The following is a 22,371-nucleotide window of genomic DNA, read 5'->3' as shown; positions in this document are numbered from 1 at the left end:
TGTGCTGCAGTGCTTCTGCCCGTTTGAGCCTGTTTCAAGGACTTTGCCGTGACCTCAGATTTTTCCCAGTACACCCTTGGCTACGACATTCCTGCTCTGCCGGGGATGCGTGTGGAAGAGGTGCAGACGCCTGCGCTGATCGTAGACCTTGATGCTTTTGAGCATAATCTCCTGAAGATGCGCGATGAGATCGCCCGTTATGGTGTGCGCCATCGCGCCCATTGCAAAATGCATAAGTCTGCCGACATCGCGAGGCTTCAGATGGAGCAAGGCAACGCCTGCGGCGTGTGCTGCCAAAAGGTGAGCGAGGCGGAGGCTTTGGCACGGGCGGGCATCAAAGACATTCTGGTCTCCAACGAAGTGTGTGATCATTACAAGATCGACCGCTTGGCGCAGCTGCCCAAACTGGGTGCGCGTGTTCTGGTCTGTACGGATAATCTGGCGAATATCGGTGATCTTTCCCGTGCCGCCGTGCGTCATGGCACAGAACTTGAGGTTCTGGTGGAGCTGGAGTGCGGCGGTGGCCGTTGCGGGGTTGCCGATAGTGTGGCAGTGCTGGAGCTGGCGACTGCGGTTATTGCAGCACCAAAGCTGCGTTTTGCGGGCATCCAGTCCTATCAGGGCGCGGCGCAACACGCCTATGACTACGCGGATCGCAAAGCGCTGATGGATACGGCCATCACCATCACCAAAGAGGCGGTGGACCTGTTGGCGGAAGACCAGATCCCGTGCGATATCGTGGGCGGTGCGGGCACCGGAACCTACCCGTTTGAGGCGGCCTCGGGTGTTTTCAACGAGTTGCAATGTGGCTCCTATTTGTTCATGGACGCCGATTACAGGAAGGTGAAGGACAAGGAGGGCCAGCAGCTGCCTTCCTTTGATAATGCGCTGTTTGTGCTGACCTCCATCATGTCCACCGATATTGATGGACAGGCGGTATGTGATGCGGGTTTGAAGGCGCACAGCACCGATTCCGGTCTGCCCACCGTGTTTGAGCGGCCCGACCTGCAAGCTCTTGTTTTTTCGGACGAACACGGGGTTTTAAAAGACGCGCAAAACACGCTGAGCATCAATGAAAGGGTCAAGTTGGTGCCGGGCCATTGTGACCCGACCTGTAACCTGCACGACTGGTATGTGGGCGTGCGTGACGGTGTGGTGGAAACGCTTTGGCCGGTGACGGCGCGAGGCAAGTTTTACTAAAATTTCCATCATTATTTGACAGCAAGGGCCTTCCTCTGTAATTTGCGCGGCACGGGATCAGGCCCCTGCCGCTCGCAGAGCAATGCTCATGGTGAAGCCTGAAACAAGAGAGACGACCTCAGCCCAAATAAGCGGGTTGATGGCAATGCGAGCCCCATCAAGTTGATCCCGCATAGTTTGAGGCTATGAAATGAACGGATCTCTTCCTTCCCTTTCCGCGTTAAAAACGCAGGCGAAGCAATTGCGTGTTGCGCTGGAAAAGCGCGGCGAAACCATATCCCACTCCCAGACACTGGAACTGATTGCCCAACAGCAAGGCTATCGCGACTGGAACACCCTTTATGCGGCTGTCGGCAACCGTCCACCTGCGCTGTACTTGCGCCCCGGAGACCGGGTCTCTGGCAGATATCTTGGTCAACGGTTTAATGCGGAGGTACTTGGCGTGCAAAGCTCGGTGGCCGCTTGCCGGACGCGCCTGACGCTGCACTTTGATCAACCGGTCGATGTGGTGAGCTTTGACAGCTTCTCTGCTTACCGCCAACGGGTGACTTGCACTGTGAATGCGGATGGCACGACCAGTGAGAAGACCTCCGATGGTGAACCGCAATTGGTGCTTACCGGCCTTTAAGGCACTATTAGAAATAAATCGGGAGGTATATGCCTCCCGATTTGAAAGCAGAGGCGCGTGATCCTGTCAGGTGTAAAGACTGGGCGCAAACCTTTAAGCCGGTATAGCAGCAATCTCCCCCGACCACCTTCAAACAGAGGTAAGCTGCACTGCGAAGGTGATTTTTATTTATGAATATTTGGAACGTCAAAGTATAATCTATTTTATTGCAATATTTCTAAGCGTTAAAAAAGAATATCTACATGATGTATATCGCGCGTGAAGACATAATATTGCCATGTAACTATTGCTGCCTCCCGACTAACCTTTAGGAGGTACTTTCATGTACGCAAAAAGAGCGCTTATTTTTGGAGTTACGGGAATTGCTGGTGGTAATCTGGCGGCCCATTTGAATAGCCTTAATGACTGGGAAATTCATGGAGTTTCGCGACAGCCTGTCCGCGGTGCCTCGTACATTACATGTCATAATGTAGACCTCCATGATCGCGCAAAAGCAGCCAAAGAACTGTCGGAGATTGACCCCACCCATATCTTCTATTGCGCATGGGCGCTGGGAAAAGATGAGGCGGAGAACATTCGCCTTAACGGTGAGATGATGAGGGCGGCTCTTGCTCCGTTCAGGAAGAGCTCTCGCCTGCGCCATGTCGCTCTTGTTACGGGCGGAAAACATTATGTAGGCCCGTTTGGGGAATTCGATCCTGCTTCTGCTCAAACTCCATTTCGCGAAGATCTTCCGCGCTTGGACAAGCCTAATTTTTATTACGAGCAGGAAGACGTTCTCTTTGAGCATTGTGCGGAAAATGGCTGTGGTTGGTCAGTCCATCGTGCAGATACCATTGTGGGGTATACCCTCGGAAACTTGATGAATATGGGTGTCACACTGGCGACGTTCGCTTCCATATGTAAAGCCACCGGGCGGCCATTTGCGTTTCCAGGAACTGAGTTTTCTTACAATGGTCTTTATGGATTTACAGACGCTCGGATCCTGGCAAAACAAATGCATTGGGCTGCGACGGAGCCAAACGCACGAAATGAAGCTTTTAACATCGTCAATGGCGAAGTAATCCGGTGGCGCAATATGTGGGCCACGATCGCGCGATATTTCGAGCTTGAGGTTCCTGCTCAGCCTGTGCAATCACTCTCACTCGAAGACTTCCTCAAAGGGTGCTCTGGCACTTGGGACGAGTTGATAGAGAAGCATGGGTTGCAACGGAACCCGCTGGAGAAACTGGCTTCCGGCTGGCATTCGGATTTAGATCTCAGCCGTCCACTCGAGTTGCTCATGTCCATGACCAAAAGCCGCAGACTTGGCTTCAAAGAGTTTCAGGACAGTGAACGTAGTTTCATCGACCTGTTTGATCGACTAAGAGCCGAGCGGATTATTCCTTAGAGTGAACTCCATCGGAGCAGAAATGCCGGATTAGGGCATGTGGTCTGTAGTTTATGCGTCAGGGAGCGTGAAGCTTGGTTCTGGGCCGTACGACTCCAGATCACTCCTCTCCGTCTGTCCGGCATTGAGGCTTTGGCTTTACGGTGCTTCATCATCACGCCATAGGCAGCTGCCTGCGGGGCATGAGGTGGAATCTCTGGAAGAAGGCAGGAAGAGCCTTCCTGCTGGCTGCGTGATCATCCTTGCGGACGGTCAGATCCGGTGGGTCCTGACAGGCGTCTGACAGAACTACATTGAAGGCCGAACGCCCTTTCGCCAGATAACGGCTTGCTTGGCGAGGTCCTCTACGGCCATTAACTGAGACAGCTTAGTGCACTTAGTTCCGGTGGGTCCTCCCCGCCTGTATTTATAATCTGGCTGAGCGCTGCTGGTTGCAGACAGGGCAAGTAAAGTGGTAACAGGGCCGTATTTGTTTCGCGCTATCGACAAGCATGGCGATACGATTGATTTTCCCCCGACCGTTCCTTCGAGCCCCAATCAGGTGTGGCCAATGGATTTTATTGCTGATCAGCTGGAGGACGGTAGGCGGTACCGAACACCTAATATCCTCTATGACTTCGACTGGTAGCGCTTGGCAATCAAAGTTGATTTTTCTTTGACCGCTCTGCGGGTTGTGCGTGCTTTGAAGCATCTAATTGAATGGCGAGTTAAATCAAAGACGATACGCGTTGACAATGGCCCAGAGAATGTCAGTGAAGCATTGATGTCGTGGGCACACAAGCAAAGCATCAAGACCCTTCATATCCAGCCAGGAAAACCGGCACAGAATGCCTATGTCGAACGCTACAACAGAACGGTCAGGCAGGAATGGCTGGTTCAGAACTGCTTTAAAACCATAGAATAAGCACAGATACAAACCACAATTTGGCCCTGGACTTACAACAACGAATGGCTAAACATGGCCATAGGAGGTCTTACACCCGACGACAAACTGACACGGGCGGCACAACTCTACCGCTAAACTCCTCCATAAATGGGGGATTACCGTGGAGCCGAGGTTTCCTTTATAAACCACCAACTTGGAATTTATGCCTGAATTGCGCTTCGGAGAAGGCTATGTGTTTCTTAACGCAAAAAGATTCAACAGAGCCTTTGCAGAAAAGGTACTCGTTCAAACATTCATCCCGTCGGCGGCCGTTAACGCGCTCGACAAACGGATGTTGGTTGAACATAGCTTGACGTTGTAGTGTTCGTTCTTCCTAGAGCCTGTTGGCCAAGCATTCGAAAATAGTCGTTTGCAGACCATGGTTGCCGGGTAATCTTGGCCCGACACGACCACATCCCCATAAGTAATTTAACGGTTAAACGAGAACTACGTTGAAGCTCTATGCCGTCTTTGGTTTTCGCACTAATTACCACCGGAGCTTGCCTACAAATATTTAGTTCTCTAAATGTCGCTTCCCGCTCAGACATCATGTCCACTTGCATTTTCGACATATTGCCCTTCAAGCACACTTGGCGCGGACGGCGGTGCCCCATCGGCGTTTCATCTATAATTGCGACATCACGCTCAGGATTTCTCGAAAGTTGATGCCACATATAGTCGAGCCCCTGAGCGAAGTGGCGACCTTCAAACAGTGGCAGTACCTTCAATAGCAAGTCCCGATGCAATATTGGCATCATTAGTTCCACGAAATTCGTGCGACGGAAGCTCAGCAGCGGATTAGCCAGCGTAATGCGGTGCGCATAGTAGCTATCCGGTTCTAAGGCTGGCTGCGCAAGCTGAAACCCTTCTCGCTTCACGATCTCAAGAAACCGATCGGCATCTTCCGGCGTAGTTTGGATATCATCATCGGGAAACCAGAAGTACTCATATTTGTTGAGCACCTCGGGGTAAGTTCGGAAGAAACTAAAAATCCCCGTCCATTTACCCCCGACGAAGTGGTGAGGGAAGGCAGTACCGCCTGAGGTATCAGGCGTTCGGTAGGTAGACACTACCAAAGCCCCGGAAGAGGCCTCCGTCAGACCTCCCATTTGCTTGACACGATCTGCGCGCACAACGGTTATTGAGTTAAACAAGAAACACGTCCCCAAGGATAAAAATAACAACCTCAATCAATGGAGTGCTTCTTAAGTGCATAGTCGAGCTGCCCCTGCTCTAACAACTCTTTCTGCGATGCAGCTCCGCTTTGATTTTTTTAATGGACTCCTACGCTTATCATGTCAACTAAACTTAGGCTCTGAATCTCTGATCAGTAATCGCGCACCAGTCCCGCAGCTTGTTAGGAATAATACCTGTTCTTCTTAAAGCCTCTCCAGAGAGGTATCTACATGGTTTTCATGGAAAAGTATGTTGGATTTAGCCTTGCTGATTTTACTATATCTTCGTACTCTCGATCCCAAGATAAGAAATTATCTGTGTCAGTTTCTATTTTTAAACGGTTATTACTCTTGTTAGTCGATCGTTGTGCTTATTATGCATTCTTAAATGAGAGGCAAACATCTAGTCGATTTTCCAATAGAAAAGTATGAGCAGGCCTATACCTCTTTATCAGTCACGCAATTACGCAATACGAGAGTTGTTGTGGAAATAGCTTATAAGAAAAGAACTTTTTTCGGCCTGACCGCTAATGTTGGTCAGGTGCTTGAGTGATCGCATGGCATTCTTCGGTAGAGCCCATTCAAATTCGGATCAGTCGCTCCTGAGACTTTCTGCCCTTCGATTTCAGAGATCTCAGTTAAGTATGGAGGATGGTCTCCATACCCTAACACGCCTGGGGAGTTGAATATTTCGTAGAAAGGTGTCCTCCTCCTTCAATCTTTGACCTTACAGAAATAATTTGTCCCGCTTCTTGGGAGGAAGGCAATGTGTAGTGCGAACCGACTATTTAGGTATGGGTGGGGTGACTGGAATTTTTTTCTGAAGTTCCTTGCTCTGTGAATTCCTAAACTCGTTCCAAATTGAACCACCTAATGTCCGCATATAAGCCTCAGCATCGTTTCGTACCCTAGCGACACTATCCGAAGGCGCAGGCTTGACCCCAGCTTCAATGAAATCGAATATTGCTCGATCGTCGTGGGCAAACACGCTCTGTTCGTTATCTACCAAGCGCATAAACTGTCTTGCTTTAAATACAGGATTCATGCAAATAGTCGGAACGCCATACATTGTTGCTACAATTGTCGTGTGCAACTTCATACTCAATACTAACGAACATTCGCCTATCGCAATGCTTATGTCGTCAAGCTTTTCGCTTCGAAAGGTTTCCTTTCCTGGAACTTCAACAAAACGTGAGTTATCGTAATCCTTAAGGCCATGGGTACCCACACCGCCAACAATATGCCGTATCCGCCAGCCTCTTGCTGCCATTACCTTGGCAACCTCAGTCATTACGATGTATTCTTTTCGATGTTTAATGTGCCTTGTAATAAGTCCTAGAATGGGTGCTTTGGACTTATCCCTGATCTTTGGCAAAGGTAGCGCACATACGAGGTCAGGATGCGATGAAATGTTTACTGACGGTGTGATGTTCTTTTCCATCCATTCCTTAGATCCTGCATCTCTGGTGGAAATAGATCGAACATTCCTATGGTTTAGGAAATGTTTCCACTTACCAACGACTTCTTCAATCTGGTCTGGGCGATTAAGTTCGACTCCGATCCCTGCCACATGAAGTGGTCGTCTGAGATAAAGTGGATTAATAAAATCACGGTCAACTTTTGGCTTATACGGGCATAATAAATCCCCACCGCCTAGCACCACCGCATCTACGGAGTCCACTAGATTTTTTGCCAATGGTTTAAAGTAGGTGGGTTTCGGTAAACCGCTTAACAGTAAAAGTTCGGCCCAATCACCGAACCAATACATGTAATTATTAACAAAAAGCTCGTCACCATAATTACCCCTTCCAAACGATCCTGTAATACCGATCTTTGGGCGATGTATGCTTACTTGCTCAGTTTTCTTAAACTTTCTTAAAAAGTTCATTTGCGTTCCAAATAAGTTATTTACGAGAGTCATTATCCAACTTCTGCTCCAAAATGCGGATTCCGACCTTCACATCTTCCAGCTCAGATAAAACTCTCTCCAATTGTGCGTCTTTTATGGCGCTCGGGCTATCAATCCTGGGTAGGCCGAATTTCAGCTTCTTCCAAAACAACTTGCGAGCTTCCTTTGCCACATCCTTCGCGCCGAACCGCCTGTAACGGTAATAAGCAGTTTGAAGAAGCGAAAAACGAATATGCCCTGAAACCAAAGAATGAAAGCGCTTACGATTGCCGTCCTGTAGTGAAATCGCAAGATAAGATCCGTGCTGCCCTGTTTTGTTCTCGTCGACCATCTCTCGCATCTGCTTGTGTGAGTACTTTTTAATCTCTGGAGAAACAGTATCAAATAATTCGTCGCGCAATTCCGGTGGACATTTGCGCGAAATCCATTCAGTTTGCGAGACCAACCAGCGCAGAAGCGAGGTGTCAAATACTTCTAACTTTCCATGCGCTTCCAGCCACTTGTAAATGGTGTTGTGGTGCTCGAACATCTTAAATAACCGGCGGTCAGTGGTTGCCATGGTTTGCCCCTCACGAAATACCCTATGTTGGCAGAGTTTTTCCGGAACCAAAGCGATGCTTTCGGCAGAAACCACGCTCATCCAGTGAAACGGGTTATCCTCGTAGAAATAATCCCCAACGGGAAAGCTAATGTTGTTCTTTTCCAACAATTCACGTCGGTAGATTTTTCGCCAAGGAACAGCAACAAAGCGAAGTATTTTCTTAGTTCCCAAAGTATCAAGAGAAACGACCTCCGCCGCTCCAAGTTCTGCCCAACGCCCTTCATCTGCCGGAGCGGTTTTTTCTCCCGTGCTATCATTTAGCAGAAAGTAATCACATATGGCCAAATCGCTACCATGCTCTTGCGCGGCATTCAGCAACTTGGAAAACATGTCAGGCGCGTAAAGGTCATCTCCATCGGCAAAACCAATGTACTCCCCTTTAGCCAGTTCAAGCCCAGCATTGGCTGCGGTTGCAACGCCGCCAATGCTGTTTTCCGGTAGCATAACAGCGTGTATCAAGTCGTGTTTGGACGCATAATCGGCAATAATGTCAGCGGAGCCGTCGCAGGAACCATCATCAACGACAATAATTTCATAATCATCAAGATCTTGTGCGAGAAGATCATCCAAGCATCTTCCTATGTATTTGGAAATATTGTAGCTTGTGGTAATAATTGATAATTTGGTCATCGCTTGATCTCTTAAATAAGCTTAAGCAGAAAATGAAGGGTGTTGGCGAAGAATGAGCTTGCTCACCTCAGACGCGATCTTCGGCTTCTGTGACTTGATGTTAAGGTAGTCAGCAAAACTTGTTGCCCCGAAAGAGGCATATACACTTTCGTTAAATTGTGCTTTGTGTCTGGCCTCAATCCGGTCTCTTGCCCACTTCATAAGCATGACTTTGAACTCAGCGAAGTGGTAATAATACTTCCTCCGCAGCTCCGGATTCTTGTTAAACAACGTTTCAGTATCATCAAGAGCCTGAAAGACTGCCAACCGGCGCCGGTCATGCATGTTGGTGATGTTGTTTCCGTCTTCAGGCACTATGTGAAGGCAAAATGCCTCATCGACCATCAGTATATTTTTTGCCCCCAAGAGGCATTGCCAATGTGCATGTATGTCGTTGTTTACTGGCGTTTCGCTAAAGTAAAGGCCGATTTCCCGAGCATAATTTGTGCGAAGGATTTTGTTCCATGGATAATTGGTGAACGTCAGCAAGCAAGCGCCGGTATCAAGATCGATCTCTTTCTTTGACTGCCCTTGCATAACGCTAGCCCACAACTGACCGTCCCGTGTATGCATTCCACCTGCTACGCCGGACCTTCCCTTGGAGTATCTGTAGGGTGTGAACGCGAAATCTGCATCTGAGGTTTCTAAAATGTCAAGAGTACGATCAACCGCGCCTTCAATGATCAAATCGTCTGAATCGAAAAACAGAACAAATTCACCCCGAACCTCACAAAGACCCGTGTTGCGCGCAGCGCCTGCGCCTTTATTTTCGGAGTGAAAGAAGCAACGAATACCTTTGAACTGCTTTGAAAGGTCTGCCATCACAGATCGGGTTGCGTCGATTGATGCGTCATCAACAAGAATTACTTCTTTTTCATAGGAAATGTTCCGAAAAATGCCCTCAACCGTCTCTCTAAGGTGATACTCTGCATTATGAACGGGAATTACAATTGATAGCATTTTCTATTTTAATCCCGGTTCTTTTCCAAAAACGCCTTAGCGACGTCGAGCGCTTTTTGGATCGTGACGTCCATGTCGAGGTACTGGTAGGTGCCGAGGCGACCTACGAAGGTTACGCCTTCTTCCTTTTGCGCCTTCTTCTCGTAAGTTTCCAGCAGTACTTTGTCGTCTAGTGAGCGGATCGGGTAATACGGCGTATCCCCTTCCTCGCAGAATCGGCTGTACTCACGGAATGCAACCGTCTTTTCAAACTTTGCCGCTTCCCAAGGCGCAAAGTGCTTGTGCTCTGAAATGCGGGTGTAGGGCGTTTCGGGATCTGGGTGGTTCATCACTGCCGTGCCGAGCATGTCGCCTACGCCGCGCACCTCTTCAAAATCAAGCGTGCGATAGCGCAGACGGCCTATGTCGTAGTTGAAGTAACGGTCCAGCGGGCCAGAGTAGAACACATGGGTGAATTCCTCATCGATATATTCATAGGCAGAACCTAAACGGACCTCGATACTCGGATGATCGAGGATTTTCTCCATAATCGCCGTGTACCCATTCTTCGGCATACCTTGGTAAGGATGATTGAAGTAATTGTCGTCGTAGTTGAACCGCAGGGGCAGCCGCTTCAAAATAGAGGCTGGCAGAATGCTTGGCTCCACGCCCCATTGCTTACGGGTATAACCATCGAAAAACGCGTTGTAGAGCTCCTCACCCACGAAGCGCAGGCCCTGCTCCTCAAAACTCTGCGGGTCTTTAATATCCGTACGTGCCTTATCCTCGATAAAGGCTTTTGCCTCTACAGGGGACATGGAGGTGCCGAAGAACTGGTTGATGGTGTGCAGGTTGATCGGCAGGGAATAGACTTTGCCCTTCACCGTTGCCTTTACGCGGTTCACATAGGGCATCATCTCGGTAAAACGATTGATGTACTCCCAGACGCGTTCGTTAGCAGTGTGGAAGATGTGCGGCCCGTACTTGTGCACCATCACGCCGCTTTCCTCATCACGATACGTGTGGCAGTTGCCCGCAATGTGGTCACGCTCGTCGATGACCAACACGTTCAATCCTTCTTCCGCAAGCTCGCGAGCAATAACAGACCCACTAAAGCCCGCGCCGACAATACAAATTCGTCTCATGTTTTCGCTAAAATTAAGTTGAATACTAGTGCTCCTCCTATCATGCTATCGAGTGAAAATATACATGAAATTTAGCGGTCTTACAGTTTCCTAAGAGTTGGGTAATCCCACTTCAATTGATTGAGGATGCTGCCGCAAAGTTTACTCCTCATTGGTGACTGGTTGTCATTTATCGATATGCTACAGTTGAAATATTTCAATAATATCATTGAGCAGGACTATCGGTTCAATAAGTGGCTGCCCAGACCAACGACGGAATTTAAAGTCTTTCGTTCAGCTGAAGTAAGATTCGATGGAATTGAAATCGCATGCATGATCAGAACAGACTAACTGGGCCAGTAAGGCGTTCCAGCCTATCGTCAGTTCCAGGCGCTCGCGGGATGAAACTGTTCGAGCGCCAGGTGCTTTGCATGAAAGCCAAGCTTTGTGACAGAACTTTGCATAAGATTTCGTCAGACCCTTGCAATCGGGTAGCCCAATGAGGCATATAAATTGGCGGGTAAACCTAAGAAGAAACAGTTGGGCAAAGACTGCAGATTCGGCCAAATCGTTTTCCAAAAGGCTTCCAGCAAGCACTGGTGGTTCAAATAATTGCTTCTCAATTTCTTAAATTGAATGGACAAAATGTGACCAATAATATTTCGCTCAACAAAAAAGGTAACCCGTCTTCGGCATTTTCTAATAGTATTCTTTCATTAACCAGTAATGTTCTTTTTTTGCGCCCTAAATTTCTCAAATCCTCACAATGTTTAGAACACATTCCTTTTCTGTTTTGGTTAATCAATGCCATACGTCCGGACTTGGGCGTAACACTCGGCATGCAGAATGGTGTAGCGCATTTTGCTATGTGCCAAGCAATCGAGCGCTTAGGTCTCAACTCGACTTGCGTTGGTATTGGTACGCAAGTAGACAAAACTGGTAAGGGCGTGAGAATCGCCGAAGTGTTGCTCAAGTACAACAAGAAGCAGTACCAAGAATTTTCTCAATTAATGTGCGCTCCAGTAGAATTGGCATCCGAAGAATTTAGGGAAAACGAGGTTGATCTTCTTATTGTAGATCAAAAGCTGAGCAGTTCTCTCGTTGATACTTTGGTAACCCACTGGTTGCCTCGCTTATCAGACCGAGGGGTTATTTTTTTACTGGGCGATAATGAAAACACACTGATTGACGATCTATCCAAAGATCAACGCACACTGCGTTTTGAGTCCGGCGGGGGGGCGGCGATTATTGCTGCCGGGTTAAATCTCGGGGAGCCACTCGACCACCTACTGAACGCCACCAATCATTTGCCAACTTTGCGTTCTATTGATCGCGCTCTTAGCCAACTGGGCACGCATAACACGTACGAACTTTTGTTGGTGCAAGAGACAAAACGCGTCAAAGAGGCCGAGCAAAACCTCAGCTTAATCGCCAAACAGCTTGCAGAAGTCCAGCGGGACCATAAGGTAATGCAAGAAAAGTTCAATCAACTCAATGAGGCCTACGATAGGCGGCACATGCAGGTTGCTAAGCTTCAGGCAGAGGCCTTTGATAGTTGCAATATCAAAAAAGAAAACACTGAGATACGCGATCTACTTAGCGCAAGACAAGAAGATTTTGCTGTGTTATCAGACACAAAAAAGGGGGTGGATGAGGCTATGGAGAATCCGGCCGACGCGCTAGAAGAGATACTTACTAATCAAGATAAACGTATATCCGACCTAGTTACACAAAACGAAGCTTTGCAGGCAGAAAGAAGTCAGCTTACTGAAGATTTGGCAACGCGCTTCAAGGAGCTAGCGTTGCTGACGGATCGGCTAGAGCAAACTACGATAGAACGTGAACAACTAAGACTTGATCTGGAGCTTGAGCGTTCAACTCGTGCTGCTATCGAAGCTGAGGCGGCATCCTTCAACGAAAAGACTATCGTACGCATTACTAAACGCGATCGACGTATTTCCGAGCTGGCGGCAGAAAAGGAAGCCTTGCAGACAGAACGAGATCAGCTCACTGAAGATTTGGCAACGCGCTTCGACGAGCTAGCGTTGCTGACGGATCGGCTAGAGCAAACCACGACTAGCGGAGCCGCCGCAAAGGTAGATTCGATCTCCTTAATTCCTCCGAAAAAGAATAGTGACGTATGCGACTATCTATTTGTTATTAAGGGAGAAATGTCATCGCGACATCTTGTGCAGGCTCATCGTTTCATCACCGGTTTGCCTGTGTTTGGCCTCTCCCCAGCGGTTTTTTTTACCAACCCGGATTGGGCTAAGAAAACCTGGGCTGGACAACATTTGATAAAATTGAATTACGTTACCATATGCGATGATTTGACGAACCCGCCCGCGTCTAAGTGCGTCATTTTGGAAGGGAATGAGAACGAATTACACTATAGCGCCATGATAGCAGACGAGCTTCACAAGATTTATAAAAACAATCTTGTGCTGTCCAACTCCTTTGGAGCAGAACCAACCGCTCATGCGCCTTTTCTTTTAAATCCGAGCATGGCTATTGATTTAGAAAAACTGCAGCATACCGATAAGGAAAAAATCGTTATCCTATCGAAACAGCCAGATTCGTGGCTCTCCCCGCTAGAAGGTACACCCTTTTTCTATGCTGTTAAAGCTGCAGCGAAAAATGCTGAAAATAAGTTATTGGTAAGCGGATCAGGTTGGAGTGATGACAATGTCTATGAAGCAGCCATGATCGCCAATCTGCTTGGACGTACGCCTTATAAGTACAAAGATATGTTAGATATTGAGCCGCAACATAATTTCGACTTCGATGATTTGAACAAGCGTCTGATTTCCAACATCTCCCAGAGCGGTAATTTCGAAGTTAAGCTCCATTATGAAGGCCTTGAGCTGATATTAAAAAGACTTGCCGCCCACTTCATAAGCGACAGAGAAAGCCATTTGAATTTGGTTTGTGGTGTACAATCGAGTGGGTATTCTTCGCGCCGATCGCTGACCAGTGGGCGACCTAGATTTTGGGAAAAGCTCTCGCTCCTGGGGCCCGTTCATAAAGCTGGTTAGGCAAGAGGCCGCTAGGCTTTATCAAGTGACGGAGCGCTGAGCTATATCTCAGGTCTAAACGGGAGATATGCGATCAGTTTTTCCGTATTTATTAAAAATTGAAGATAGATTGTACAAAAATGCACGAACCTCTTGAGAAGCAAAAGAAGATTATCAGACAAACAAAGCAAGTGCATAGTAATTGGTATCGTCAAACCTATCCCGACGTAGCTAAAGCAAATATTGATCCTGCGGAGCACTATTTAAAATACGGTGCCGCCATGGGACGCAATCCAGGAAAAGGCTTCCAAACCAATTTTTATTTGGAGACCTATCCGGATGTTGCAGAAGCTGAGATGAACCCGCTTGTTCACTTCGCACTACATGGCGAAAAGAAAGGTTACAAACGACGTTCTCCATACAAAAGCAGAGAGGAAGCAAAAGAAAAACTGCGCCTAAAGACGTTGCGCACTAATCTGTTAAGCTTCGGCTTTACTGAACAAGCCCCGTTAGACCTCGAAGACATGTTGGATAAGAGCCCTCTGCCCCACGTGCGAGCTTCTGCTGCTAGAGAGTTGGCGCTATGGAATATGCGCAGCAACACAGACGAGGGTTATAAAGTAGCGCTAAGGTATTTGGAGCGTTCTCGAGAAGAAGCCCCAGACCTGAGCTTTCGGCAAAAGTTGGCCACTTCTGAGGTGCTATGCCAATATTTCCTCGGTGATCGTAGCGCGATGGAAGCGTCCTATGAACAGGCTTGCTTAAGCGGGGAACTGAGCCCTGACTTATTGTTGGCTTGGGCCAATCATGCAGAAGCTGCTTCGGACCGCTGCCTCTGGATCAACGAAGTTTTGGGTGTCTTTGATATTTCGCCTATTAAGATGACGGATGACGTTTCTCTTTCTCCCTACGACAGGTTGACCTCGGCTGAGGAACTATTGGAAGTTACCGATGGGCCAAGAGTAACTGTCCTGCTTGCTGCGTATAATGCTGCCGATACATTACCAACCGCTCTTCGCTCGCTTCAGGAGCAGACCTGGAAAAACCTCGAAGTTCTGGTAATTGACGACTGCAGCCCCGATGGCGGCGAAACCTGCAACGTGGTCGAAAAATTTGGAGCCGGGGACCCGCGTATTAAGTTATTGCGTATGGAAGTGAACGGCGGCGCCTATGTTGCACGTAACCACGCGCTGGATCAAGCTACTGGGGAATATATCACTATCCATGATGCTGACGACTGGTCACATCCGAAAAAAATCGAGGTACAGGCTCGTTATCTGGCAAGAAATTCCGAGATTGTGGGCTGTACAAGTCAGCAGGCTCGCGCACTTAGTGATCTTACCTTTACGCGCTGGACGGGCAGCGGCCAGTTTATCATCACCAACACGTCATCCTTTATGTTCCGCCGCGAACCTATGCGGGAGCATCTTGGCTACTGGGACACCGTTCGCTTCTCTGCTGATAACGAGTTAATCCGCCGGATGCGCAAAGTGTTCGGAAAAGAAGCGGTTCCCTTCCTCAATACTGGTCCTTACTCTTTCCAGCGCCACTCTGATACTTCCATCGTCGCCGACGAGGTGATGGGCGTGAACGGTTTTATGTTCGGGGCCCGAAAGGAATATCTGGACGCTCAAAATTTCAACCGAAACAACAGAGCCAACGTTCAATTCACTAATGACATTTCTGTCAGACCGTTCCCAGCTCCTGTTATCATGCGGCCCGATCGTAAACGGATAAATGCAAAGGCCAGTCATATCCCTGTAATCACTGGATCAGAGTTCCGGATGCCAGGAGGTAGCGTGCAATCCTCGATCGAAGAGCTTCAAGTTGCACATAAATTCGGTATACCCTCAGCAGTATTCGAGTTACGCCGCTACGATTTGGGGTTTTCGACAGAGAGCCCGTCACAGATGAAAGACAATGCCCGACAACAAATCTTTGATACCGGCACCCGCATACTAACCTTCGGAGAGAAGGTGAGCTGTGATTTATTGATCCTGCGCGACCCACTGATACTACACCATTTCCAGAGATACGTTCCTACAATCGATGCCAAGGAGATCAAAGTTATCGTAAATCAGCCTCCGATGAGCGATTATTCGTCTGAGGGTGTTCTGCGCTATCACGTTAAAGAGTGCGCTGAGAATATTCGCCGTTATTTTGGCAAAGACGCCACTTGGCATCCTATTGGCCCATTGATAAGGGATACGCTGCATGAGCACCACGCCAGCGATCTGAGACATATCAATTTCTCGGATGAGGATTGGAGCAATATTATTGACATCAAGGGCTGGTACCGCGGACCACGAAAACGCAGTCCAAATGATACACTGCGCATCGGGCGGCATTCGCACGATGATTTTGTGAAGTGGCCAGCCACAAGAACGGATCTTCTAGCTGCCTATCCCGACACCGATGATGTCGAAGTTCATGTTCTTGGTGGTGGGAATGCCCCGAGGGCGATGATTGGAGAGCTTCCGACTAATTGGACCGTGCATTCCTTTGGTAGCATGGAGCCGAAAGACTTTTTAGCCAAGATTGATGTATTTATCTACTACCCACACCCCGATGGGGTTGAATCTTTTGGGCGTAATATCATTGAGGCCATGGCCGTGGGTGTACCGGTGATCTTGCCTAGGGAATACAGCGCCCTGTTCGAAGATGCGGCACTGTACTCGGCTCCCGATGAAGCAGTGGATCTCGCAAGGAAGTTGCACAAAAACCCGGAAGCCTATGACAAACAAGTAGAAAAAGCATTGCAATATGTAGAAAAGAAATTTAGCTATGAAACCCATCTTGCGCGATTGAAGAAACTAGGAGTTGAGATTTGAGTATTCCTAAATATGCAGGTAAAGTTTCAGGCAGCACTCTGTCGGAAATTCCAAAAGCAGAGTGGCGAGCAGAAGACGGTCCAGCGGATAAGGCCACGCTTTACCACTTTTCGGATGAGGGATTTCGCTACGATTGCCTGTGGTATCCATCTGAAGAAAAGCGTCTGTTCGTACTGTTCTGTGGGGATGCCATTCGAAGCAAGTATACCCTCCCCGTTTTTAATCGCTGGACTTGGGCCCCCTCATTTCCTGGGAATTGCCTGTATATCTCAGATCCAAGCTTGTACCTCGAAGATACGTTGGGCCTCGCATGGTATTCCGGGACAAAGGATTACGATCCTATGCCCATTATTGGCCGGATGGCGTCTGGTATTGCAGAATCTCTGGGAGTTGCGCAGGATAATATCTATTCCTATGGCTCAAGCGGAGGCGGATTTGCCGCGCTACGCTTTATAACCACCATCCCTAATTCTAAAGCAATTGCGATTAACCCACAAACCTGCGTTACCTCCTATCATAAGGGTAGCGTCGAAAAATACTTGCGTATCTGTTATGGACATACGGGGCGGGCAGAGGCGCTTGCTGCTTACCCCAAACGCCTGAGTATCATCGAAAATTTGGATGCTCTTGGCGACAGGCAGATTCTACTAGCACAGAACGTGCAGGATACGCATCATTATGAAGAGCATTACAAACCATTATGCGAGGCGATGGGCGTTAGTCATGAGCATGCCCCCTACAATGGGCCAGTGCACCGGCTGCTATTCTCCAATCCTGAGGGGCATAATGCTGCTGAAAGCCAAAGTGTCTTTGATACCATAATGAAACTGGTAAGAGCAGATTTTGCATAGTACCTTCACGACACTTACCTTTCCCCAGAGAGAACGAGAATTTCTGGAGACCCGTTATAAAGGAGCCCGAACCATTCTCGAATATGGCTCTGGGGGGTCGAGCTATCTCGCAGCTAGCCAGCCAGATAAACTGACAATCTCCGTGGAATCTGATCGAGAATGGGCCGTTGGTCTTCAGTCGGAGATCGACGTTTCCAATCCTCCGTCACAAGCCATAGTCTATCACGTAGACATTGGGCCGACGGGCCAATGGGGCAGGCCCATTGATGAAACCTCCTGGCAGAGGTTTCATCACTATCCTGTTTCTGTCTGGGACGAACCCTTTTTTCGACACCCAGATTTAGTTCTTATTGACGGGCGTTTCCGCCTTGCATGCTTTGCAACTGTGGTGATGCGGATAACACGGCCTGTGCTCGTTCTGTTTGACGACTATGTTGACCGTCCGAGCTATCATGTCATTAAGAAAATTGCCGAACCGACACAAATCGTCGGCCGAATGGCCGAATTTAGGCTCCTGCCGGAAATTAAACAGAAAGTAGGGCTGAGTACTCTCCTTCAATTGTTTGCGACGGTAACCTATGCCGACCCGGCAAAAGGTCGCTATAATTTGCGCGAGGATTTTGAAGGTGTAGCAAACTCAGGCCGATAGTTTTATTGATAAAATGCAGATAATTCAGAGGCTTACTTCTTCGCAGCAGTTGGGATGGCCCTTTAGTCAAAACCTTGTCGCGATCCCTAAATTAGTCGGGGACCCAAGACAGTAGAGAACCTGAAGTTCGTCTCTATTTCTGGACAGGTTGATTAATCGTATTGCGCTGCCCTTTGTTTAAACGTCGATCAGGGTTTCGCAGCTGATAACCGAATGTGTCTGCGCTGGCAGTTGTAGAACACCTCAAGGTAGTCGAAAATGGCCGCCTTGGTTTGCTCTCTTGTCTGGAACCTCCTGTGCTGAACTAGTTCTTTCTTCTAAGAGACAAAGAAGCTCTCGATTGGAGCATTGCGGAGACATTGGGTACTCCTTCCGAGATTTGATCGAGTTTACAAGTAGAGATAGTGTTGCCTAATATTGAGGCCTGATTTTATGAGGAAATCTCGATTTAGCGATGCGTCGATCACTGCGATTTTGAAGTAAGGGGAAAGCGGTCTTGCGGTTGCCCAGCTTTGTCGGGACCATGGCATGAGCGCAACGATCTACTATAAATGGCTGTAATTGTATCGTGGCCTTGATGCGCCGATGATTTTGCAGATGAAGTCAGCGGAAGACGAGCTGCGCCGTAGCAAGACCATGTATGCTGAGCAGTCTCTGCAAACTGAGCTCTTGAAGGAAGCTCTTGCAAAAAAAGACAGGCCACCTCAGCGTAAGGAGGTGGCTGTGTTTGCTGTCGAAGGAAAAGGCGGTTCCATCGCTCTGGCGCGCCGTACCTTTGGTGTAGGTGAGTGCTACTACGTTATGAACGGCGCTTGAGTGATGAGAATGCGGTGATTGCCGATTGGCTGGTGTGCTTAACGATAGACACAGAACTTAGGTTTTTGACCTGCGCTTCCTATACCTTCGTAATATTAAAGGCTTTAGTTGGAACCATAAACGTGTCTATCGCATTTACCGCTTGCTGGAACTGAGTCTGCGGATCAGGCCGCGTAAGCGCCTGAAACGAGCAGAGCCAGACATTCCGACCGTTCCTTCGAGCCCCAATCAGGGGTGGTCAATGGATTTTTTTCTGATCAGCTGGAGGACGGTAGGCGGTACCGAACACCTAATATCCTCTATGATTTCAACTGGTAGGGCTTCGCAATCAAAGTTGATTTTTCTTTGACCGCTCTCCGGGTTGTGCGTGCTTTGAAGCATCTAATTGAATGGCGAGTTAAACCAAAGACGATACGCATTGACAATGGCCCAGAGAATGTCAGTGAAGCATTGATGTCTTGGGCACACAAACAAAGCATCAAGACCCTTCATATCCAGTCAGGAAAACCGGCACAGAATACCTATGTCGAACGCTACAACAGAACAGTCAGGCAGGAATGGCTGGTTCAGAGCTGCTTTAAAACCATAGAATAAGCACAGATACAAACCACAATTTGGCCCTAGACTTACAACAACGAATGGCTAAACATGGCCATAGGAGGTATTACGCCCGACGACAAACTGAAACGGGCGGCACAACTCTACCACTAAACTCCTCCATAAATGGGGGATTACCATTGCCTTTGCTAATCATGGACTGGATAACATCTGCGTTCCTAAGCTGTTTGTGGTAGCGACAACTAGAGCATGTTGCGTTCATATGAATTCACGCATCAAGCTCTAAACGTTTGTCCTCACACGAATTCATTTCCGTAAACCGGCCCCGTTTTTCGGGAATGCGCTCTAACACACTGACTCCCGGGATCTGATTGATGAATCGGCCAAGTATACCTCGCTGTCGCCTCAGCGCATCTCGAAAGCCTCGCAGCATAGTGAAGCCCGAATGTGATCAGGCCATCGTCCAGCCAATAATCTCGATGCTTGCCATATCCTTGATGTCCGGCACATAAAGCCAGCTTTCATCTGTGGCACGATAGATGATATCTGCAGGCCAAACTGTTTGACAGAAATTCGAAGAGCTCCAAGGCCGACAATGTACCTAAGTCATTAATCCGATTCAAACAAATCTCGAGTAAAGACCTTTTTGACCACGTCACCAATATCCGCAGTCATCCGATTGGCGACGATGATGTCGGAGCAGGCTTTGAATTCCTCCAGATTTCGCATTACGGCCGAGCCGAAGAAGGTCTCCTCTTCCATGACGGGCTCATAAACAACCACCTTAATCCCTTTGGCCTTGATGCGTTTCATGATGCCTTGGATAGATGATTGTCGGAAATTGTCGGAGCCGGCTTTCATAACCAAGCGATAGATTCCTACAACCTTGGGGTTCTCGATGATAATACGCTCGGAAATGTAATCCTTACGCGTCCGGTTGGCATCGACAATGGCGCGAATAAGGTTTTGTGGAACCTCGGAGTAGTTGGCAAGAAGCTGCTTGGTGTCTTTCGGAAGACAGTAACCGCCGTAACCAAAAGAGGGGTTGTTATACTGACTGCCAATGCGTGGATCGGTACATACTCCTTCGATGATCTGTCGTGCATCCAGCCCGTGTCCTATGGCGTAGCTGTCCAGTTCGTTGAAGAAGGCAACACGCATTGCAAGGTAGGTGTTGGCGAACAGTTTGATGGCCTCAGCCTCGGAAGGGCTGGTAAACTGCACCGGAACGTCTGTACCGATCGCACTTTCAAGCAGTAGCTGGGCGAACTGGCGGGCTTGCTCTCCGGTGTCGCCAACAATGATTCGGCTAGGGTACAGGTTGTCCTTAAGGGCTTGGCCTTCCCGGAGGAATTCGGGAGAAAAGATAATCCGATCAGTGCCGTACTTTTCGCGTAGGCTCTGGGTGAAGCCAACTGGAATAGTCGATTTGATAATAATCGCCGCACTGCTGTTGACTGCAAGAACCTGCCCGACCACTTCTTCCACGGAAGAGGTGTCAAAGTAATTCGTTTCGGGGTCGTAATTTGTTGGCGTGGCAACGACAACAAAATCGGTGTCCGCGTAGGCGCTCTGCGCTTCGGTTGTGGCCCGTATATTCAACGTTTTTTGCGAAAGGAATTGCTCAATTTCACGATCTTCTATAGGACTAAGGCGTTTGTTGACCATGTTAACTCGCTCGGGCGAGATGTCGACTGAAACAACCTCGTGCCTTTGGGCCAGTAACACTGATATAGACATTCCAACATAGCCCATCCCGGCAACGGCAATTTTCATTAATCTTCCTCGAGGGGTTCAATTTGTATAAGGTGAACAACGGTTCTGTGAGAACTGTCAAATATCTCTGGTTAATAGAGTGTTTTCTCAGGTTTTCAAGGCCTTGCTGTACAAATCCACCTTTGATGTTTCTGTAGGCGGAACATTCTTGGCAAACGCGTTTTTGCATGACACTCAAACACAATGCTGCGCGGCGGGACAAATTTACAAAGGCTGGGTTACTGGTCACTACTTTGCCTGAACAGAGCGAAAATCTTCGGATGCGTGGTGATGTAACCATTGGGATTGACGATGAGGTTGCCAGACCATGGCTCGTTCTAAACAACAGACGCCGCACACGCCTGCGAAATTCTCAGGCTACGCCATCGAGATATGTTTGCAGTTTAGGTTGGTTCTCGACTTCGCGCTCCGCCATACCCACGGGCTTGGCTCTCGCGGGTTCGCCTGATGCAGTCGGAGCGGCCATCCCCGATTCTTCAATGTTGTAGTGTAGAGCCGGAAATTTAAAGCCGACAAATCAGCAGGCATCAACTTCTTGATCCGAACCGGCCCATCTGGTGGTCGAGGGCAGCGGACTGAAGGTCTTTAGAGCTGGAGAATGGCTGCAAGCCAAACACGGATCCAAGATAAAGCGCAGAAAGCTGCGCAAACTCATTTGTAGAAGGACCTGAACTCGGGCGAAATCCTGCGCGCTGAACTGACGGTAGATATGGTGGCTGGCCTCACGGTGCTGCCGGATTTGCTTCATCAGATTGATGGTGCGGTTGCGCCGTCTCTGGGTGAGGGTGCTTATGACGGGAGCCTACCAGACAAGCATCGGCGATCGTTTCGATGAGGTGGAGGTCATCATTCCGCCGCATAGATCGGCGGTCCCTAGCCCTCAGGCTACAACATTCCCACGGCTCGTGACAGGCATCTTCTTGCCATTCAGGAACATGACAGAATCGCCTGGCAGACGCACACCGCATACGGGCGGCGTTCTAGAGGCGAGACCTTGATCGAGCGTTATATATAAATCTTCGGAACAAGTTTAAAGTCCCATGAGTTTGCAAACCAGAAGACGGAGACCAAATTCAATGTCGCCGTCCTCAATAGGTTGCCAGAACTTGGAGGCTCAATGCTCGAGCGCGTCATTGCGACCTGAGTTAAGCGGGAAAGGGCGAGTTGTAAGCTCAATTTTATTTCTGTTCCACAATCTCTTCAATCAATGCCTCTGGTAGAGGCTAGTCTTGAGGGACCAATGACAGTTCTCCGGAGCACTCGCCGCCGATGAACTCGGGCAGTCTAAGGGCGTTGCGTTCTGAGACGTCGAGAGC

At 48.6% G+C, this 22,371-nt stretch carries 14 protein-coding genes and 3 pseudogenes; 10 read left to right on the top strand and 7 right to left on the bottom strand.

Translation table 11 applies throughout. The features are described 5' to 3' along the window. The first annotated feature begins 48 nt into the window (after window positions 1–48). From IE076_RS16970 to IE076_RS22885, 5 genes and pseudogenes are all read left to right on the top strand, one after another. Window positions 49–1,200 (top strand): DSD1 family PLP-dependent enzyme, encoded by a 1,152-nt coding sequence (locus tag IE076_RS16970; RefSeq protein WP_244649713.1) that lies wholly within the window; start codon window positions 49–51, stop codon window positions 1,198–1,200. A 190-nt stretch (window positions 1,201–1,390) separates the two neighbouring features. Further along, window positions 1,391–1,828 carry a glyoxalase superfamily protein gene (locus tag IE076_RS16965; protein WP_189437965.1) on the top strand — a complete coding sequence of 146 codons (438 nt, stop codon included), beginning with the start codon at window positions 1,391–1,393 and terminating at the stop codon, window positions 1,826–1,828. A gap of 322 nt (window positions 1,829–2,150) precedes the next feature. After that, on the top strand, window positions 2,151–3,218 hold the full coding sequence (locus tag IE076_RS16960; RefSeq protein WP_189437964.1) for an SDR family oxidoreductase: 1,068 nt from the start codon (window positions 2,151–2,153) through the stop codon (window positions 3,216–3,218). Window positions 3,219–3,255: 37 nt separating this feature from the next. Continuing rightward, window positions 3,256–3,501 carry a hypothetical protein gene (locus tag IE076_RS16955; protein ID WP_194539866.1) on the top strand — a complete coding sequence of 82 codons (246 nt, stop codon included), beginning with the start codon at window positions 3,256–3,258 and terminating at the stop codon, window positions 3,499–3,501. Window positions 3,502–3,735: 234 nt separating this feature from the next. Then, window positions 3,736–4,239 (top strand): annotated as a pseudogene (locus tag IE076_RS22885) (integrase core domain-containing protein); the annotation flags it as partial. Between the two features lie 176 nt (window positions 4,240–4,415). On the opposite strand, the gene IE076_RS16945 reads toward IE076_RS22885, so the two are convergent. The 5 genes from IE076_RS16945 to glf all read right to left on the bottom strand — a co-directional run bounded on the left by IE076_RS16945 (window position 4,416) and on the right by glf (window position 10,581). Beyond that, complete coding sequence (locus IE076_RS16945; RefSeq protein ID WP_194539865.1) at window positions 4,416–5,297, bottom strand: DUF707 domain-containing protein; 882 nt, start codon at window positions 5,295–5,297, stop codon at window positions 4,416–4,418. A gap of 805 nt (window positions 5,298–6,102) precedes the next feature. Beyond that, complete coding sequence (locus tag IE076_RS16940; protein WP_209009207.1) at window positions 6,103–7,239, bottom strand: polysaccharide pyruvyl transferase family protein; 1,137 nt, start codon at window positions 7,237–7,239, stop codon at window positions 6,103–6,105. Next, window positions 7,223–8,458: a glycosyltransferase family 2 protein gene (locus IE076_RS16935; RefSeq protein WP_189437960.1), complete on the bottom strand. Its 1,236-nt coding sequence runs from the start codon at window positions 8,456–8,458 to the stop codon at window positions 7,223–7,225. Before IE076_RS16935 ends, IE076_RS16940 begins: the two co-directional genes overlap by 17 nt. 21 nt (window positions 8,459–8,479) lie before the next feature. Next, on the bottom strand, window positions 8,480–9,457 hold the full coding sequence (locus tag IE076_RS16930; RefSeq protein WP_189437959.1) for a glycosyltransferase family 2 protein: 978 nt from the start codon (window positions 9,455–9,457) through the stop codon (window positions 8,480–8,482). An 8-nt stretch (window positions 9,458–9,465) separates the two neighbouring features. Beyond that, window positions 9,466–10,581, bottom strand: a complete 1,116-nt coding sequence (gene glf / locus IE076_RS16925; RefSeq protein WP_189437958.1) for a UDP-galactopyranose mutase — start codon at window positions 10,579–10,581, stop codon at window positions 9,466–9,468. A gap of 578 nt (window positions 10,582–11,159) precedes the next feature. On the opposite strand from glf, the gene IE076_RS16915 reads away from it, so the two are divergent. The 4 genes from IE076_RS16915 (at window position 11,160) to IE076_RS16900 (ending at window position 17,905) form a co-directional block, all read left to right on the top strand. Then, window positions 11,160–13,595, top strand: coding sequence for a class I SAM-dependent methyltransferase (locus IE076_RS16915; protein ID WP_189437956.1), 2,436 nt, complete (start codon window positions 11,160–11,162; stop codon window positions 13,593–13,595). 119 nt (window positions 13,596–13,714) lie between these two features. Continuing rightward, the gene (locus IE076_RS16910; protein WP_189437955.1) at window positions 13,715–16,405 is read left to right on the top strand and encodes a glycosyltransferase; all 2,691 of its coding nucleotides are present in this window, start codon (window positions 13,715–13,717) and stop codon (window positions 16,403–16,405) included. Further along, window positions 16,402–17,256, top strand: a complete 855-nt coding sequence (locus tag IE076_RS16905; protein WP_189437954.1) for a hypothetical protein — start codon at window positions 16,402–16,404, stop codon at window positions 17,254–17,256. The genes IE076_RS16910 and IE076_RS16905 overlap by 4 nt, the downstream gene beginning before the upstream one ends. Further along, window positions 17,249–17,905, top strand: coding sequence for a hypothetical protein (locus IE076_RS16900; RefSeq protein ID WP_189437953.1), 657 nt, complete (start codon window positions 17,249–17,251; stop codon window positions 17,903–17,905). The genes IE076_RS16905 and IE076_RS16900 overlap by 8 nt, the downstream gene beginning before the upstream one ends. A 188-nt stretch (window positions 17,906–18,093) precedes the next feature. Here the strand turns inward: IE076_RS16900 and IE076_RS16895 are convergent. Further along, window positions 18,094–18,249 (bottom strand): annotated as a pseudogene (locus IE076_RS16895) (IS3 family transposase); the annotation flags it as partial. A gap of 88 nt (window positions 18,250–18,337) precedes the next feature. Here IE076_RS16895 and IE076_RS16890 point away from each other — a divergent pair. After that, a pseudogene (locus IE076_RS16890) lies at window positions 18,338–19,432 on the top strand (IS3 family transposase). A gap of 456 nt (window positions 19,433–19,888) precedes the next feature. Here IE076_RS16890 and IE076_RS16885 read toward each other — a convergent pair. Next, entirely contained in the window at window positions 19,889–21,055 is a 1,167-nt protein-coding gene (locus IE076_RS16885; RefSeq protein WP_189437952.1) for a nucleotide sugar dehydrogenase, read from the bottom strand. Between the last annotated feature and the right edge of the window lie 1,316 nt (window positions 21,056–22,371).

Source organism: Pseudovibrio japonicus (assembly GCF_014651595.1).
Classification (GTDB): Bacteria; Pseudomonadota; Alphaproteobacteria; order Rhizobiales; family Stappiaceae; genus Pseudovibrio; species Pseudovibrio japonicus.
This window is presented reverse-complemented; position numbering and strand designations above follow the sequence as displayed.

Bases quoted from the DNA above. Each gene is read 5' to 3' on its own strand.
- IE076_RS16965 (WP_189437965.1), top strand. From the start codon at position 1,391: ATGAACGGATCTCTTCCTTCCCTTTCCGCGTTAAAAACGCAGGCGAAG.
- IE076_RS16940 (WP_209009207.1), bottom strand. From the start codon at position 7,239: ATGACTCTCGTAAATAACTTATTTGGAACGCAAATGAACTTTTTAAGA.
- IE076_RS16935 (WP_189437960.1), bottom strand. From the start codon at position 8,458: ATGACCAAATTATCAATTATTACCACAAGCTACAATATTTCCAAATAC.
- IE076_RS16885 (WP_189437952.1), bottom strand. From the start codon at position 21,055: ATGAAAATTGCCGTTGCCGGGATGGGCTATGTTGGAATGTCTATATCA.
- IE076_RS16960 (WP_189437964.1), top strand. From the start codon at position 2,151: ATGTACGCAAAAAGAGCGCTTATTTTTGGAGTTACGGGAATTGCTGGT.
- glf (WP_189437958.1), bottom strand. From the start codon at position 10,581: ATGAGACGAATTTGTATTGTCGGCGCGGGCTTTAGTGGGTCTGTTATT.
- IE076_RS16955 (WP_194539866.1), top strand. From the start codon at position 3,256: ATGTGGTCTGTAGTTTATGCGTCAGGGAGCGTGAAGCTTGGTTCTGGG.
- IE076_RS16910 (WP_189437955.1), top strand. From the start codon at position 13,715: ATGCACGAACCTCTTGAGAAGCAAAAGAAGATTATCAGACAAACAAAG.
- IE076_RS16930 (WP_189437959.1), bottom strand. From the start codon at position 9,457: ATGCTATCAATTGTAATTCCCGTTCATAATGCAGAGTATCACCTTAGA.